The sequence below is a fragment of the Streptomyces sp. NPDC087310 genome (assembly GCF_044744405.1).
Taxonomy (GTDB): domain Bacteria; phylum Actinomycetota; class Actinomycetes; order Streptomycetales; family Streptomycetaceae; genus Streptomyces.
On the sequence record NZ_JBIUYF010000003.1, the window covers coordinates 55,041 to 70,861 of the forward strand.

12 protein-coding genes and 3 tRNA genes are annotated in these 15,821 nt (G+C 69.4%); 9 read left to right on the forward strand and 6 right to left on the reverse strand.

The annotated features are described in order from the left end of the window. Positions 1-56: 56 nt before the first annotated feature. The 7 genes from ACIO3P_RS10735 to ACIO3P_RS10765 all read left to right on the forward strand — a co-directional run bounded on the left by ACIO3P_RS10735 (position 57) and on the right by ACIO3P_RS10765 (position 7,001). A complete protein-coding gene (locus tag ACIO3P_RS10735) occupies positions 57-251 on the forward strand; it encodes a hypothetical protein (RefSeq protein ID WP_401848903.1) in 195 nt (64 codons plus the stop codon). 255 nt (positions 252-506) lie between these two features. Further along, entirely contained in the window at positions 507-1,571 is a 1,065-nt protein-coding gene (locus ACIO3P_RS10740; protein ID WP_401848905.1) for a cobalamin-independent methionine synthase II family protein, read from the forward strand. A gap of 293 nt (positions 1,572-1,864) precedes the next feature. Next, positions 1,865-1,939: transfer RNA gene (locus tag ACIO3P_RS10745), tRNA-Asp, on the forward strand. 21 nt (positions 1,940-1,960) lie between these two features. Continuing rightward, a tRNA-Phe gene (locus ACIO3P_RS10750) sits at positions 1,961-2,037 on the forward strand. 144 nt (positions 2,038-2,181) lie between these two features. Beyond that, a complete protein-coding gene (gene hrpA / locus ACIO3P_RS10755) occupies positions 2,182-6,162 on the forward strand; it encodes an ATP-dependent RNA helicase HrpA (protein WP_401848907.1) in 3,981 nt (1,326 codons plus the stop codon). A gap of 90 nt (positions 6,163-6,252) precedes the next feature. Next, positions 6,253-6,327 (forward strand) — tRNA-Asp (locus ACIO3P_RS10760). 332 nt (positions 6,328-6,659) lie between these two features. Next, positions 6,660-7,001, forward strand: a complete 342-nt coding sequence (locus ACIO3P_RS10765; protein ID WP_329827613.1) for a DUF6274 family protein — start codon at positions 6,660-6,662, stop codon at positions 6,999-7,001. A gap of 488 nt (positions 7,002-7,489) precedes the next feature. Here the strand turns inward: ACIO3P_RS10765 and bldC are convergent, their stop codons facing one another. Both bldC and ACIO3P_RS10775 read right to left on the reverse strand, forming a co-directional pair. Continuing rightward, a complete protein-coding gene (bldC, locus tag ACIO3P_RS10770; protein WP_003949541.1) occupies positions 7,490-7,696 on the reverse strand; it encodes a developmental transcriptional regulator BldC in 207 nt (68 codons plus the stop codon). A 568-nt stretch (positions 7,697-8,264) separates the two neighbouring features. Further along, on the reverse strand, positions 8,265-9,122 hold the full coding sequence (locus ACIO3P_RS10775; protein WP_329827565.1) for a hypothetical protein: 858 nt from the start codon (positions 9,120-9,122) through the stop codon (positions 8,265-8,267). Positions 9,123-9,283: 161 nt separating this feature from the next. Here ACIO3P_RS10775 and ACIO3P_RS10780 point away from each other — a divergent pair, with 161 nt between their 5' ends. Both ACIO3P_RS10780 and ACIO3P_RS10785 read left to right on the forward strand, forming a co-directional pair. Next, positions 9,284-10,375, forward strand: coding sequence for a Glu/Leu/Phe/Val dehydrogenase dimerization domain-containing protein (locus ACIO3P_RS10780; protein ID WP_329827564.1), 1,092 nt, complete (start codon positions 9,284-9,286; stop codon positions 10,373-10,375). A 344-nt stretch (positions 10,376-10,719) separates the two neighbouring features. After that, entirely contained in the window at positions 10,720-10,986 is a 267-nt protein-coding gene (locus ACIO3P_RS10785; protein WP_329827563.1) for a DUF3073 domain-containing protein, read from the forward strand. Positions 10,987-11,181: 195 nt separating this feature from the next. On the opposite strand, the gene purM is transcribed toward ACIO3P_RS10785, so the two are convergent. From purM to ACIO3P_RS10805, 4 genes are all read right to left on the reverse strand, one after another. Then, the gene (purM, locus tag ACIO3P_RS10790; protein WP_329827561.1) at positions 11,182-12,252 is read right to left on the reverse strand and encodes a phosphoribosylformylglycinamidine cyclo-ligase; all 1,071 of its coding nucleotides are present in this window, start codon (positions 12,250-12,252) and stop codon (positions 11,182-11,184) included. A gap of 73 nt (positions 12,253-12,325) precedes the next feature. Then, positions 12,326-13,852, reverse strand: a complete 1,527-nt coding sequence (purF, locus tag ACIO3P_RS10795; RefSeq protein ID WP_329827559.1) for an amidophosphoribosyltransferase — start codon at positions 13,850-13,852, stop codon at positions 12,326-12,328. 86 nt (positions 13,853-13,938) lie between these two features. After that, positions 13,939-14,829 carry an META domain-containing protein gene (locus ACIO3P_RS10800; RefSeq protein WP_401848909.1) on the reverse strand — a complete coding sequence of 297 codons (891 nt, stop codon included), beginning with the start codon at positions 14,827-14,829 and terminating at the stop codon, positions 13,939-13,941. A gap of 141 nt (positions 14,830-14,970) precedes the next feature. Beyond that, a complete protein-coding gene (locus tag ACIO3P_RS10805) occupies positions 14,971-15,813 on the reverse strand; it encodes a sterol carrier family protein (protein ID WP_401848910.1) in 843 nt (280 codons plus the stop codon). Positions 15,814-15,821 lie beyond the last annotated feature (8 nt).

Genomic DNA, 15,821 nt, shown 5'->3' on the forward strand with positions numbered 1-15,821 from the left:
AAGTTCAGCGGTTCCACTCCGAACAGGCAGCCCTGCCCTCGTGCGATCCACAACTCTTGACAACTACTTGGGCCTACGACGGCAAGCCGCTGTACACCTTCTTGAAGGACAAGAGGCCCGGGGACACGACCGGCGATGCATCAAGGACGTCTGGCACATCGCGAAGGCGTAGGCGCGCTGCGGGGGCCCGGGGCGACGGTGATCGCGGGGCACCTCGTCCCCCGTACCGTACGCCGGACAGTTCGGTGTGACGGAGCGCTTCACTTGGCGGATGAGCGTATGGGCGGGCGGGCGGGCTTGGTGACGGGTGGCACGACCTGTCATGGGCAATGACACTTCGGAAAGTCAACCTGCGACCCTCCGGCGGACGCTCGATCGGGTGAATCGCTTGGTTCATGAGCTGTGACGATGTTCCCCGAACGCCCTGGGAATCGCGGAGCGACCGCCATCAGGAGGGCTTCACTCCCGTATCCGGGGGCATCCCGGTGACTTCTAGGGTGCGGATCATGAGCATTCCTACGGAGCCGATCGGCAGCCTTCCCCGTCCACACGTGCTGCATCTGGCGTTCGCCGAGCACGCCGCAGGGCGCCTGGACGACGCGGAGCTGGCGCGCGTCCAGGGCGAGGCTGTCGCGGACACCCTCGCCCGGCTGGAGAAGCTGGGCAGCCAGGTCCTGGTCGACGGCGACCAGGGCAAGCCCAGCTCCCTCACCTACCCCCTCACCGGCCTTGCGGGCCTTGCGGCCAACGGCGCCGTCATCCCCTTCGCCGACGGGCACACCCGGCAGATGCCCGTCCTGACCGGCGGACCGTTCCGCTACCAGGTCCGGGCCGAGACCTACCTCCGCACCGCCCGCACCCACACCGACCTCCCCGTCAAGCAGGCTGTGGTCGCCCCCTCGGCCCTGAGCCTGCTCTACCCGGCCGACGGCATCGACGGATACTCCCGTGAGGCGTTCCTGGGTGACCTCGCCGACGAGGCGGAGGCCGAGATCCGCGGATGCCTCGACGCGGGCGCGCACCGCGTGCAGATGGACTTCACGGAAGGCCGGCTGTCGTTGAAGCTCGACCCCTCCGGCGGTGTCCTCGACGACTTCGTCGCCCTCAACAACAAGGTCCTGAGCCGGTTCACCGAAGACGAACGGGCCCGCCTCGGTGTACACACCGACCCCGGGGCCGACCAGGACTCCACCCACAGCCTCGACGTCGACTACGCCGGGCTGCTGCCCAAGCTGTTCCAGCTCACGGTCGGCAACTTCTACCTCCAGTTGGCCGGCGAGCCCGACCGCGAGCGCGTCCTGGGGATGATCGCCGAACAACTGCGTCCCGGGATCCGGGTGTTCGTGGGCGTCACCGACCCGACCGACCCCAGGGTCGAGACCCCCGAGGAAGTACGCGACCGCGTCCTGGAGGCCGCCCGCCACATCCCGGTCGATCAACTGGGCACCTGCGACGACGCCGGCTTCGCCCCCTTCGCCGACGACACCTCCACCTCGCGGGACACGGCCTTCGCCAAGATCGAGGCCCGCCTGCGGGGCACCGAGCTCGCCGCCCAGGCCCTCGGCCTGTAGTGACCGCGGGTAGCGGCCACCCGCCGCTACCCGGGGTTCACCCCACGCTCGGCCGCTTCACGCTCATCGCACTCCAGAACTCCAGAACTCCACAAAACACCACGAAATCGCGCAGAACCCTGGAATCATGGGCGTCCGACACCACCCCCGCGCCCCGGGCCCAGGGCGACGCAAACGGGCGTGGTTGCCCGGCACTCGCGGATCTCCGCAGGTCAGCCAGGTGACGATTTCGGGTTCGAATCCCGTTGGGGGCACGCAACACTGTGTGCGAGACTGGTGCTCGCACATTGCTTGGTCCTGTGGAGCAGTTTGGAGTGCTCGCCACCCTGTCAAGGTGGAGGCCGCGGGTTCAAATCCCGTCAGGACCGCTTGCAGCCGTGAGGCTGCGTGGCTGGGTAGCTCAGTTGGTACGAGCGATCGCCTGAAAAGCGATAGGTCGCCGGTTCGATCCCGGCCCCAGCCACCACCGCCCGCAAGGGCACGAACCCCCGCCAGGGAGATCCGGCGGGGGTTTTCCCGTACGGCACTCCGGCTCAGCCCCCGGCCCGCCCCCGGCCCGCGACGAAATCGTTCGCCTCCCCGTCGGCCCGGGTGAGATCCTGGTTTCGGTATGTCTACTTCCTTCGCCGACCTCCAGACCCTGCTGGCCGACGTCCCGCTGCGCGACGCGCAGCGGCTCGGCCGCCGTCTCGAAGGCGCACGGCGCATCCGTAAGCCCGAAGCGCGACAGGCCGTGCTCGACGAGATCGCAGGTCAGGCCGAGAAGGCCGCCGAGCGGACCCGGCTGCGCGCCGGGCGGGTGCCCGTCGTCTCGTACCCCGAGCAGTTGCCCGTCAGCCAGAAGAAGGACACGATCCTGGAGGCGATACGCGACCACCAGGTCGTGATCGTCGCCGGGGAGACCGGGTCGGGCAAGACGACCCAGATCCCCAAGATCTGTCTGGAGCTGGGCCGTGGCGTCCGCGGCATGATCGGGCACACCCAGCCGCGCCGGATCGCCGCCCGTACGGTCGCGGAGCGCGTCGCGGAGGAGCTGGACACCCCGCTGGGCGAGGCGGTCGGCTGGAAGGTCCGCTTCACCGATCAGGTCAACCAGGACGCGACCTTCGTCAAGCTGATGACGGACGGCATCCTGCTCGCCGAGATCCAGACGGACCGCGAACTGCTCGCGTACGACACGCTCATCATCGACGAGGCCCACGAACGCAGCCTCAACATCGACTTCCTGCTCGGCTATCTCGCCCAGCTCCTGCCCAGACGCCCCGACCTCAAGGTGATCATCACCTCCGCGACCATCGACCCGGAACGTTTCTCCCGGCACTTCGGGGACGCGCCCATCGTCGAGGTCTCCGGCCGTACGTACCCGGTCGAGGTCCGCTACCGCCCGCTCCTGGAGGACGACAGCTCGGAGCGCGACCGCGACCAGATCACCGCGATCGCCGACGCCGTCGAGGAGCTCCAGTACGAGGAGCCCGGCGACGTCCTGGTCTTCCTCTCCGGCGAGCGGGAGATCCGCGACACCGCCGAGGCGCTGCAGAAGCTCTCGCACCGCAACACCGAGGTCCTCCCTCTCTACGCCCGGCTCTCGCACGCCGAGCAGAACCGGGTGTTCCAGCGCCACAGCGGTCGCCGGATCGTCCTCGCGACGAATGTCGCGGAGACCTCGCTGACCGTCCCCGGGATCAAGTACGTGATCGACCCGGGCAACGCCCGGATCTCCCGCTACAGCCACCGCACCAAGGTCCAGCGCCTGCCGATCGAGAAGATCTCCCAGGCCAGCGCCAACCAGCGCAAGGGCCGCTGCGGCCGTACGTCGGACGGCGTCTGCATCCGGCTCTACTCCGAGGAGGACTTCGAGTCCCGCCCGGAGTTCACGGACGCCGAGATCCTGCGGACGAACCTGGCGTCCGTCATCCTCCAGATGACCGCGGCCGGGCTCGGCGACATCGAGAAGTTCCCGTTCATCGACCCGCCGGACCACCGCAACATCCGCGACGGTGTGCAACTCCTCCAGGAACTGGGCGCCTTCGACATGGGGGAGAAGGAGCGGACCAAGCGGCTCACCCCGCTCGGCCGCAAGCTCTCCCAGCTCCCCGTGGACCCGCGGCTCGCCCGGATGGTCATCGAGGCCGACCGCAACGGCTGCGTACGGGAGGTGATGGTGATCGCCGCCGCGCTCTCCATCCAGGACCCGCGCGAGCGCCCCTCCGAGAAGCAGACGCAGGCCGACCAGCAGCACGCCCGCTTCAAGGACGAGACCTCCGACTTCCTCGCCTTCCTCAACCTCTGGCGGTACGTACGGGAGCAGCAGAAGGCGCTCTCCTCCTCCGCGTTCCGCCGGATGTGCAAGACGGAGTACCTGAACTTCCTGCGGATCCGCGAGTGGCAGGACATCTACTCGCAGCTCCGTACGGTCGCCCGGCAGATGGGCATCCACCTCAACGAGGACGACGCCGCCGAACAGGCCGTCCATGTCTCGCTCCTCGCGGGCCTGCTGTCGCACGTCGGCATGAAGGACGTGAAGGAGAAGGAGTCCTCCAAGAAGGACAGCGGGAAGGACGGCGCGCGGAAGGACTCCGCCCGGAACGAGTATCTGGGCGCCCGCAGCGCCAAGTTCGCGGTCTTCCCCGGCTCGGCCCTCTTCAAGAAGCCGCCGCGCTTCATCATGTCCGCCGAACTGGTGGAGACCTCCCGGCTGTGGGCGCGCGTCAACGCGCGGATCGAGCCCGAGTGGATCGAGCCGCTGGCCGGCCATCTCCTCAAGCGGACGTACAGCGAGCCGCACTGGGAGAAGGACGCGGCGGCCGTCATGGCGTACGAGAAGGTCACGCTGTACGGGGTGCCGATCGTCGCCCAGCGCAAGGTGAATTTCGGCCGGATCGACGCTGAGGCGTCGCGGGAGCTGTTCATCCGTCACGCGCTGGTCGAGGGCGACTGGCGGACGCACCACCAGTTCTTCCATGACAATCGCAAACTGCTCGGCGAGGTCGAGGAGTTGGAGCACCGCGCCCGGCGCCGCGACATCCTCGTGGACGACGAGACGCTGTACGACTTCTACGACCAGCGGGTGCCGGACGACGTGGTCTCCGGGGCGCACTTCGACTCCTGGTGGAAGGCGAAGCGGCGCGACGAGCCGGAGCTGCTCGACTTCGAGCGGTCGATGCTCATCAACGAGAAGGCCGGCTCGGTCACCAAGCACGACTATCCGGACTCCTGGCGCCAGGGACCGCTCAAGTTCCGGGTGACGTACCAGTTCGAGCCGGGCACGGACGCGGACGGCGTCACCGTCCACGTCCCCCTCCAGGTCCTCAACCAGGTCACCTCGGAGGGCTTCGACTGGCAGATCCCGGGGCTGCGCGAGGAGGTGGTCGTGGAGCTCATCCGGTCACTTCCCAAGCCCGTACGCCGCCATTACGTGCCCGCACCGAACTACGCCGCCGCCTTCCTGGACCGCGCGGTGCCCCTCCAGGAGCCGCTGCCGGTCACGCTGGCGCGTGAGCTCCAGCGGATGGTCGGCGTGCCGGTCACGGCCGAGGACTTCGATCTGAGCCGGATCCCGGACCACCTCAAGATCACGTTCCGGATCGTCGACGAACGGCGCCGCAAGGTCGCCGAGGCGAAGGACCTGGAGGCGCTCAGGCTCCAGCTCCGCCCCAAGGCCCGCCAGGCCCTCTCCCAGGCCGCCGCGGCCACCGCGGAACGGGCGGGCGGCGAGACGATCGAGCGCACGGGCCTGACGGAGTGGACGCTCGGCACGCTCGTACGGATCTTCGAGACCCGCCGGGCCGGCCAGCCGGTGAAGGCGTACCCGGCCCTGGTCGACCAGGGCGCGACCGTGGCCGTACGGCTCTTCGACACGGAGGCCGAGCAGCAGCAGGCGATGTGGGCCGGGACCCGGCGGCTGATCATGCTGAACATCCCGGTCAACCCGGCGAAGTTCGCCTCCGACAAGCTCAGCAACCAGCAGAAGCTGGCGCTGTCCCGCAATCCGCACGGATCGGTCCAGGCGCTCTTCGAGGACTGCGCGACGGCCGCCGCGGACAAGCTGATCGCCGACCACGGGGGCCCGGCGTGGGACGAGGAGTCGTTCCGGAAGCTGTTCGACAAGGTGCGCGCCGACCTGGTCGACGCGACGGTACGGACCGTCGGCCAGGTCCAGCAGATCCTGGCCGCCTGGCAGTCCTGTGAGCGCCGCCTGAAGGCCACGAACAGTCTGGTGCTGGTCAACAACGTCCAGGACGTCAGGGACCAGCTCGCGGCCCTCGTACCGGCGGGCTTCGTCACCCGTACGGGGCTGCGCAGGCTGCCGGACCTGATGCGCTACCTGGTGGCGGTGGACCGCAGGCTCCAGCAGATGCCCACGGCCGTCCAGCGCGACACGACGCGCATGGAGAAGGTCCACGAGATGCAGGACGAGTACGCGTGGCTGCTCGAACAGCTTCCGCGGGGGCGGCCGGTGCCGCGCGAGGTCCTGGACATCCGCTGGATGATCGAGGAGCTGCGGGTGAGCTACTTCGCCCACGCGCTGGGCACCGCGCACCCCGTCTCGGACAAGCGGATCGTGAAGGCGATCGACGCGGCGGCGCCGTGACGCGGGGGCCTCGCTCATCCAGTTCGACCGCACCCTCCGAGCTGCTGTAGAGTCTGGTTTCGCAGCCGCCACTACGGGGCCGCGAAGCAAGGTCCTGTGGAGCAGTTTGGAGTGCTCGCCACCCTGTCAAGGTGGAGGCCGCGGGTTCAAATCCCGTCAGGACCGCAGCAGGAAAGGCCCGCATCCGGAGACGGACGCGGGCCTTTCGCGTACGCGACCTCCTACGTACGCGGGGCTCCCGATCGCCGCCCGGAGGCCGCGCCCACGGCGAAGCCGCCGTCGGACACAGCAAATCCCGTCAGGACCGCAGTGGGGAAGGCCCGCATCCCCACCGGACGCGGGCCTTCTGCGTACGCGACCTCCCGCGGATGCGGGCCTTTCGCCGTATCTGGCGCCCCTCGGCCCTGGACGCCCGACTCCATTGCATACGGCAAGCGCCGTCGACGCGGCGGTAACGCCGCAGTAATGGCGTGCCCAAATCCGCCGCGCCCGGGGCGATGCGCCTTGACGGGGTTCATGGCCCGGGGGTACCTAAACAGAAGGCCCCTTGTCCGTCACATCCCGGGGCCGCACCGGGGGTGGTGTGCGTGACCGCATCGACAGCGAGGCCGGCCGACAGGCCCGGGCCCGTCAGGCAGACGAAACATGAGACGGGCGCGCTGCTGCGCGCTCACCTGGCAGCCGCTTCAGGGCGCCCGCACGCCACCGGGTACTGCCCGGTCTGCCATCGCCTCCAGCGGCTCGTCGACGAGTCCGTGGCGGCTCTCGACCCGGCTCCCGGGCGCGGGGGTTTCCTCGTGGAGAAGTTACCCGGGGACCAACCCCCTCCCGTGAGCTGACGTTTGACTGCCGTTCAGCCGCCGGCCGACGGCCGGCCCGCCTCGTTCCGCACCGGCCCGCGTGGCGGTGTGCGTTCCGGCGGGGCGGCCACCATCATCTGACACGTACCCGACGAGGGGCTCGCGCCCCGTCGACAGGAGCCAAGAGGTGTGACGGGAGTCACGCGGTAACTTCCTGCACAGGACAGGACTTACACCCTTCCTACAAGACACGAATTTAATATGTGCAATTGCACTGCTCCTCCGAACCCTCTCCTCCCGCTTCCCGTACTCCCCGGAACCACTCGTTCCGCACTGGCCCGCGCACAAAAAAATCGCGCCGGACTCGGCGGAGTCCGGCGCGATCGACGACTTACCCGTTGTGCGTGGGCATGGGACCTGTTGGGGCAGGTGCCCGTCGTGTGGAGCCATGGGTCGGGACGACCGGATATGGGGGACCCGGCTGTGCCCTGGTTGATTTGAGCCCTAAATGAGCCTTACTGGGGTGTTCAGGCCTCGCTGCGCTGCTGCGGAATACCCGCAAGCAGTGCGCGGACCTCTGCCTCGCGATACCGGCGATGCCCACCGAGCGTGCGGATGGACGTGAGCTTGCCGGCCTTTGCCCAGCGTGTGACCGTCTTCGGGTCCACACGGAACATCGTGGCAACCTCAGCCGGGGTCAGCAGCGGCTCGGCATCAGGGGTGCGAGCGGTCATGAGCGGCCTCCTCGGGAGAACCGAACCATCTCGGTTCTTTCCTCTAAATTCTGCACCTTGACCCGCGTTGCCCGAAATGGCGGACGCGGGCCGAGTCGGTTATAGGACGAACGGCTTGTCCTCGGCACTACAACTACACCATCCGTCCAGCCACGTAGGCCAAACCGATGGAATTGCCCTCTGAGGTGTTCATCAGCGGCGGAAGCCGATGGACCATGCCATAGCGGACAGTCACGTCACAGATACGATCAGTCACAGAATGATCAGGAGTCACTGGCCCCCCTACATAGAGTGCAATGCCGAGCATTCCGCCCACACTTGGACGGATGGAGCCCTCCCCGGACTCCTTGTCCTATTTTGACACGAGGAAGGGTGATGGACGCAAGAGCCCCGTTAGTGCGGTCCGTCACGCTTGAGGCAAAGGCCCGGTTCGGGACCTCTGCCCCGATGTCCGATTCAAGGTCTGACCAAGCCCGTTCCACGGTCTCCCCATGCCCGTTTGACCGTTCGGCCGATCCGTCCCGGATGTCCCGGATGTTCCCGTCGCTCCGGCGGGCCGGGCGGCGGCTCAGCTCGCGTACTGCCGGTCCCGTACCGCGCGCCAGCGCTCCATGAGCCGGCCGTACGCGGTCCCCGCCGCCTCGCCGTCCCCGTCACGCAGCGCAGCGACGGCCGCCGCCACATCGGCGGCCGAGTGGTCGTCGGCCAACTGCTCCCGGGAGATCACATGGACGAGACCGCCGTAGTCCAGTTCGACCAGTGAACGCGGGTGGAACTCCTCCAGCCACCGCCCCACCTCGATCAGCCCTTCGACCATCGGACCGTCGTCCAGCGTCTCCCGCAGCGTCTTCAGCGCCCGGGCCAGCCGGCGCCTGGCCTGCACCATCGGGGTCCGGTAGCGCAGTACGGGCGCCCCGTCGCCGTCCTCCTCCGCCGGGCCCTCCTTCTCGTACAGCCGCTCCTCGTCGGAGAAGAGGGCGAACCAGCCCGGCGGGACCTGCCAGAGCGCCGTCCTGATCCAGGGCCGCGCGTCCGGATTCCGGTCCCGCCAGTGCTCGTAGTCCGATGTGGCCTGAAATCGCACCACCGGGGGCAGCACCGCGTCCAGCAGCGGCGCGGGCAGCGTCTCCGTCAGCTCCTCCAGCGCCAGCCAGCCGCGCAGCCGCGTCCGCCAGGGACAGACGCACACCACGCCGTCCACCTCGGTGACGAACGCGTCCCCGCTCTCGTGCACCGGTACCGGCACCGGCGGGGTGGGCAGCAAGTCCGCCAGGGAACGCCGCAGTTCGTCCTGGGCGCTGGGAGTACGGTCCCGCTTGGCGTAACGCGCCCAGTGGCCTCTCTCCGGTTCGGGAAAGGCTCCCAGCGGCTCGTACACCCGCAGGTAGGACGCGTAAGGGACATGGACAGAAGACACCGCCGGCATGGGCCGCATCGTCCCATGCCCGTCACCCCCGAGGGGGTGATCCTCAGCACTGCGGCTGATCCACGCCTGCCGAGGACTTACCCTCTTGCTTGCCCGACCGGTCGCTCCACCACCCACGGGAGGGACCGCCCAACGCCGTTTCTTACTGGGGAGTCACCACCGTGACCGATGTTTCCGGCGCGCACACCGACGTACTGCACACCCTCTTCCGCTCGGAGCAGGGGGGCCACGAGCAGGTCGTGCTCTGCCAGGACCGCGCCAGCGGCCTCAAGGCCGTCATCGCGATCCATTCGACCGCCCTGGGCCCGGCCCTCGGCGGCACCCGCTTCCACCCGTACGCCTCCGAGGAGGAGGCCGTCGCCGACGCGCTGAACCTCTCCCGGGGCATGTCGTACAAGAACGCCCTCGCCGGGCTCGACCACGGCGGCGGCAAGGCCGTGATCATCGGGGACCCCGAGCAGATCAAGAGCGACGAGCTGCTGCTGGCCTACGGCCGCTTCGTGGCCTCGCTCGGTGGCCGGTACGTCACCGCCTGCGACGTCGGTACGTACGTGGCGGACATGGACGTCGTGGCCCGCACCTGCGCCTGGACCACCGGGCGCTCCCCCGAGAACGGCGGCGCGGGCGACTCTTCCGTGCTGACCGCCTTCGGGGTCTTCCAGGGCATGCGGGCGTCCGCCCAGCACCAGTGGGGCGATCCGTCGCTGCGCGGACGCCGGGTCGGGGTCGCGGGCGTCGGGAAGGTGGGGCACCACCTGGTGGAGCACCTGCTCAAGGACGGCGCCGAGGTCCTGATCACGGACGTACGGGAGGCTTCGGTACGCCGGGTCACGGACGCCCACCCGCGGGTGACCGCCGTGGCCGACACGGACGCGCTGATCCGCACCGAGGGCCTGGACATCTACGCGCCGTGCGCGCTCGGCGGCGCGCTGGACGACACCTCGGTGGCCGCGCTCACCGCGACGGTGGTCTGCGGGGCGGCCAACAACCAGCTCGCCCACCCGGGCGTCGAGAAGGACCTCGCCGACCGCCGGATCCTGTACGCGCCCGACTACGTGGTGAACTCGGGCGGGGTCATCCAGGTCGCGGACGAGCTGCACGGCTTCGACTTCGACCGGTGTCACGCGAAGGCCGCGAAGATCTTCGACACGACCCTTTCGATCTTCGCACGTGCGAAGGAGGACGGGGTTCCGCCGGCCGCGGCGGCCGACCGGATCGCCGAGCACAGGATGGCCGAAGCCCGCCGTTCCTGAGTCTTCCTGAGCCGTTCCTGAGCGTGCTCACCTCAACGCCGAGGGGTGATCCCGGCGCGTGCGCGGAGCGCCGGAGCGGGCGGCGGCGAGCGGGGAGACCAGACTCACGCCGGTCGGCGGGTCGCCCCTCCAGAAGAGGTTAAAATCGCTGCTGACCAGCGAGGACGGGGCGTCTCGCCGACCCTGCACCGGGGCACGTCATGCGGGCGGCGTACCGTATGGCCGCGGAAGCAGGTACCGTTGAAGCCCTACGGACGGGTCTCTCCGCGGAGAGCTCGTTCTGATTCATGAACGCGTGTCAAGACTCTGGGGCCGTCGAGCCCCGTCACCGAGGGGGTCGAGCCATGGGGCGCGGCCGGGCCAAGGCCAAGCAGACGAAGGTCGCCCGCCAGCTGAAGTACAACAGCGGCGGGACAGACCTGTCGCGTCTGGCCAACGAGCTGGGCGCATCGCCTTCAAGTCAACCGCCGAACGGCGAGCCGTTCGAGGACGACGAAGAGGAAGATGACCCGTACGCACAGTACGCGGACCGCTACAACGCGGACCCGTACAAGGACGACGAGGACGAGGACGACGAGTCCGGACCCTCGGCACGGCGCCGCGGCGCTTGACGTCCGTACATCCCGAGCGTCAGCTCGTCATCAGCATCCGGCCCGGTCCGGGGCCCGCAGCCCTGGACCGGGTTCTGTGCTGTCCACGCACTGCTGTCCACGCGCTCCCGCGCCGGCCGGGCACTCCCGTACGGGGTCCTGCCGGCGGTCCCTCGGTCGGCGCGGGGCGGCGCGTAGTCGGCGCGGGGCGGCACATCAGCTCGCGTAGTCGCCGGTCAGCGCCGCTCCGGTGGAGTGACCCGCCCGCTCGGTGATCTCGCCGGCGATCCAGGCGTCCACCCCGCGGTCGGCGAGCGTGGTGAGCGCGGCGTCGGCCGACTCCGCCGGGACGACGGCCATCATGCCCACGCCCATGTTCAGCGTCTTCTCCAGCTCCAGGCGCTCCACCCGGCCCGCGGCGCCGATCACGTCGAAGACCGCGCCGGGCGTCCATGTCGAGCGGTCCACCGTGGCGTGCAGCCCGTCCGGGATCACCCGGGCGAGGTTGGCCGCCAGGCCGCCACCGGTGATGTGGCTGAACGCGTGCACCTCGGTCGTCCTGGTGAGCGCCAGGCAGTCCAGCGAGTAGATCTTGGTGGGCTCCAGCAGCTCCTCGCCGAGCGTGCGCCCGAACTCCGGGACCTCGCGCTCCAGCGACCAGCCGGCCCGGTCGAAGACCACGTGGCGGACGAGCGAGTACCCGTTCGAGTGAAGTCCCGAGGACGCCATCGCGATGACCGCGTCACCCGTACGGATACGATCCGCGCCGAGCAGCCGGTCCGCCTCGACCACACCCGTACCCGCGCCGGCGACGTCGAAGTCGTCCTCGCCGAGAAGTCCGGGGTGCTCGGCGGTCTCGCCGCCGACCAGGGCGCAGCCGGCCAGCACACAGCCTTCGGCGATGCCCTTGACGATGGCGGCGACCCGCTCGGGGTGGACCTTGCCGACACAGATGTAGTCGGTCATGAAGAGGGGCTCGGCGCCGCAGACGACGAGGTCGTCGACGACCATGCCGACGAGGTCGCGGCCGATCGTGTCGTACACGCCCATCTTGCGGGCGAGGTCGACCTTCGTGCCGACGCCGTCGGTGGCGGAGGCGAGGAGCGGGCGCTCGTAGCGCTTGAGGGCGGAGGCGTCGAAGAGGCCGGCGAAGCCGCCGAGGCCGCCGAGGACCTCGGGGCGCTGCGTCTTCCTCACCCACTCCTTCATCAGCTCGACCGCGCGGTCACCGGCTTCGATGTCGACGCCCGCGGCGGCATAGCTGGCACCAGTAGTCGTTTCGGACATGGCTGGGTACTTTCCTGTCGTCGTGAGGTCGTCGAACATCATGCGGAGAGGTCGGGAACGGCCCGGCCGGGCGCTACGGGCGGCGCAGCGCTTCCGACGCGGCGGTACCGGCCGGTCCCGCCGCCAGCTCGGTCTCCAGGAGCTGCTTGCCGAGCAGCTCGGGGTCGGGGAGAGCCATCGGGTACTCGCCGTCGAAGCACGCGCGGCAGAGGTTGGGCTTGGCGATCGTGGTCGCCTCGATCATCCCGTCGATGGAGATGTACGAGAGCGAGTCGGCGCCCATGGAGACGCCGATCTCCTCGACCGTCATGCCGTTGGCGATCAGCTCCGCGCGGGTGGCGAAGTCGATGCCGAAGAAGCAGGGCCACTTGACCGGCGGGGACGAGATCCGGACGTGGACCTCGGCGGCGCCCGCCTCGCGGAGCATCTTGACCAGGGCGCGCTGGGTGTTGCCGCGGACGATCGAGTCGTCGACGACCACCAGGCGCTTGCCGCGGATGACTTCCTTCAGCGGATTCAGCTTCAGACGGATGCCGAGCTGGCGGATGGTCTGGGACGGCTGGATGAAGGTCCGGCCGACATAGGCGTTCTTGACGAGGCCGGATCCGTAGGGGATGCCGCTGGCCTCCGCGTACCCGATGGCGGCGGGGGTGCCGGACTCGGGCGTGGCTATGACCAGATCTGCCTCGGCCGGAGCTTCCTTGGCCAGTTTCCGCCCCATCTCGACCCGGGACAGATAGACATTCCGACCGGCGATGTCCGTATCGGGACGGGCCAGGTAGACGTACTCGAAAACGCAGCCCTTGGGCTTCGCTTCCGCGAATCGCTGCGAGCGCAGACCGTTCTCGTCGATGGCGATCAGCTCGCCGGGCTCGATCTCCCGTACGAAGGAGGCGCCGCAGATGTCGAGGGCCGCGCCCTCGGAGGCGACGACCCAGCCGCGTTCCAGCCGGCCGAGGACGAGCGGGCGGATGCCCTGCGGGTCACGGGCGGCGTACAGGGTGTGCTCGTCCATGAAGACGAACGAGAAGGCGCCCTGGACATCGGGCAGGATCTTGGCGGCGGCTTCCTCGACGGTGAGGGGCTTGCCGTCGGCGTCCGACTGGCTGGCCAGCAGGGCCGTGACCAGGTCGGTGTCGTTGGTGGCGGCGACGCGCGTCGTCCGGCCGTTCTCCTTGGGCAGGTCGGCGACCATCTCGGCGAGCTGGCCGGTATTGACCAGATTGCCGTTGTGGCCGAGCGCGATGGAGCCGTGGGCCGTGGCCCGGAAGGTCGGCTGCGCGTTCTCCCACACCGAGGCTCCGGTGGTGGAGTAGCGGGCATGGCCCACCGCGATATGCCCCACGAGGGAGCTGAGCGAGGTTTCGTCGAAGACCTGTGAGACGAGGCCCATGTCCTTGAAAACCAGGATCTTGGACCCGTTGCTCACTGCGATGCCCGCGGACTCCTGTCCACGGTGCTGTAGGGCATACAGTCCGAAATAGGTGAGCTTGGCGACCTCTTCACCCGGGGCCCAGACTCCGAAGACGCCGCAAGCGTCCTGGGGGCCTTTCTCTCCGGGGAGCAGGTCGTGGTTGAGTCGTCCATCACCACGAGGCACGCCACCGAGTGTAGGCGAGATCGACCACTGGTCCGAATTGGGGATACGGACCGGGGCCCTCGCGGGCCCTTCCGGCGTCCTCCTGATTACTTCCCGGGGGTGGTCGCACCGGCCTCGATGCCCGCCCCTTCGGCGGTCCTGAGGGTGACGGAACGGTGGCGCAGCTCATATGTGACCTTGCCCTCCAGCACCTTCTGCACCTGGCGTTCCACGGTCATCCCGGGTCCGGTGCAGAGCATGCGGGTGGCGGTGAGGCGGCCGAGGGTGAGGGTCGTACCGGAGACGGTGGCGGGGGCCTTGAAGCGGTTGCAGCCGAGGTTCCCCTCGATGGTGCCGGTCTGTTCCCCTTCCTTGCCCGCCTGCGCTTCCTTACTCACAGTGAACGTGAAGAACGCCTTGCCCGCGGCGTCCTCGGGCAGCGAGGACGCGACGCCCTTGTCGACGAGCGAGTTGACCGTCCACTTCGTCCCGGCGAAGGGCGCGGGCTCCTCCGCGGTCAGCGCGATCGTGTCGCCGTCCGTCGTGGTGAGGGTGAGCTTCTTGTCCTGGAGCTTGGCGGTGAGCTTCCCGGCGAACGCGCCGTCGAGCGCCTTCTCGAAGCCGCCCATCTCCTTGTCGCACCCCATCAGGGTGGACTCCTTGTCTCCGATGGTGACGGTGTCGCCCTTGACGGTGACCTTCGCGCTGACGCGATTGCAGCCGGTCTGCGCGCTGGCCCGGCCCTCGGAGCTGATCTCCACGCCGGCGCCGGCGGGCGCGGCGGTCTTCTTGCCGTCCGTGGTCACGCTGTCGACGCGCCAGTGGACATCGGTGAGCGGCAGCTCGGTCCCCACGGCCCGGTTCCCGGTACCGGCCCCGTCACCGTCCTTGGTCTCGGTGCCGCAGGCGGTCAGCGCGAGCAGGGCGGCGGAGGTGACGGCGGCGATGTGGGTGACGCGCGTGCCGTGCGTGAGGGAAGTGGTGCGAGTGGCGCGCATGAGAGGAGTGGTGCGAGTGGTGTACGTGACACGAGTGGTGTCCGTGACACGAGTGATGTGGGTGATCTTCTGTTTCCGCATATCGGTGGGACGGGGAGGGGCGCGGTACGGTTCCGCCTCCCCCGCGCGTCCCCCGCGCCCTCACCCCATCAGCGGGAGCAGACCGCCGAGATCCGCCCGCTCCCCGCTCGCGCGGACCCGCGCCGCTTCGACCTCCTCGCGCCAGCCCGTACGGCCGGTGGCCAGCCGGATCCAGGTCAGCGGATCGGTCTCCACGACATTGGGCGGGGTCCCCCGGGTGTGGCGCGGCCCTTCCACGCACTGCACGACGGCGTACGGCGGCACCCGTACCTCCGTCGACGCCCCAGGCGCCTTCGTGGCGAGCGCGTCGGCCAGCACCCGGGTACAGGCGGCGAGCGCCTGCCGGTCGAACGGCACGGCGAGCCCGGTGGCCCGGTTCAGGTCGTCGGTGTGGACGATCAGCTCGACGGTCCGGGTGACGAGAAAGTCCCCGAACCGCATCGGTCCGAGCCGGATCACCGGCACCTGGTCGTCGTCCGCGCCGGGGAGCAGGGCGTCGAGCCGCGCGGCGGTACGGGCGAACAGCTCCTCCGCGGGGGCGGACGCCGCGTACGCCTCGACGTCCTCGGAGATGGCGCCGGCGTGCGCGGCGGTGGCCAGCGGCCACGCGGCGAGGGTGACGGTGACGGCGGGCAGGTCGCCGTCCGGCCCCGCGTGCCCTTGTCCGTGCCCCTGTCCCTGCCCGTGCCCGTCCTGCTCGATGGCGCGGTTGACGAATTCGACCCCCATGCACATGTGCGCGGCCAGCTCCCGCACGCTCCACTCCCCGAGCCCGCTGGGCAGCGCGAGCTGCTCGGGCGTGAGCCCGGCGACCGCCTCCCGTACGTGTCCGAACTGGGCCGTGACGGCGGCGCGGATCTTGGCGGAGTCGTACCGGCGGGCGCGCTTCTTGGCAGGTGGCATGGGCTGAG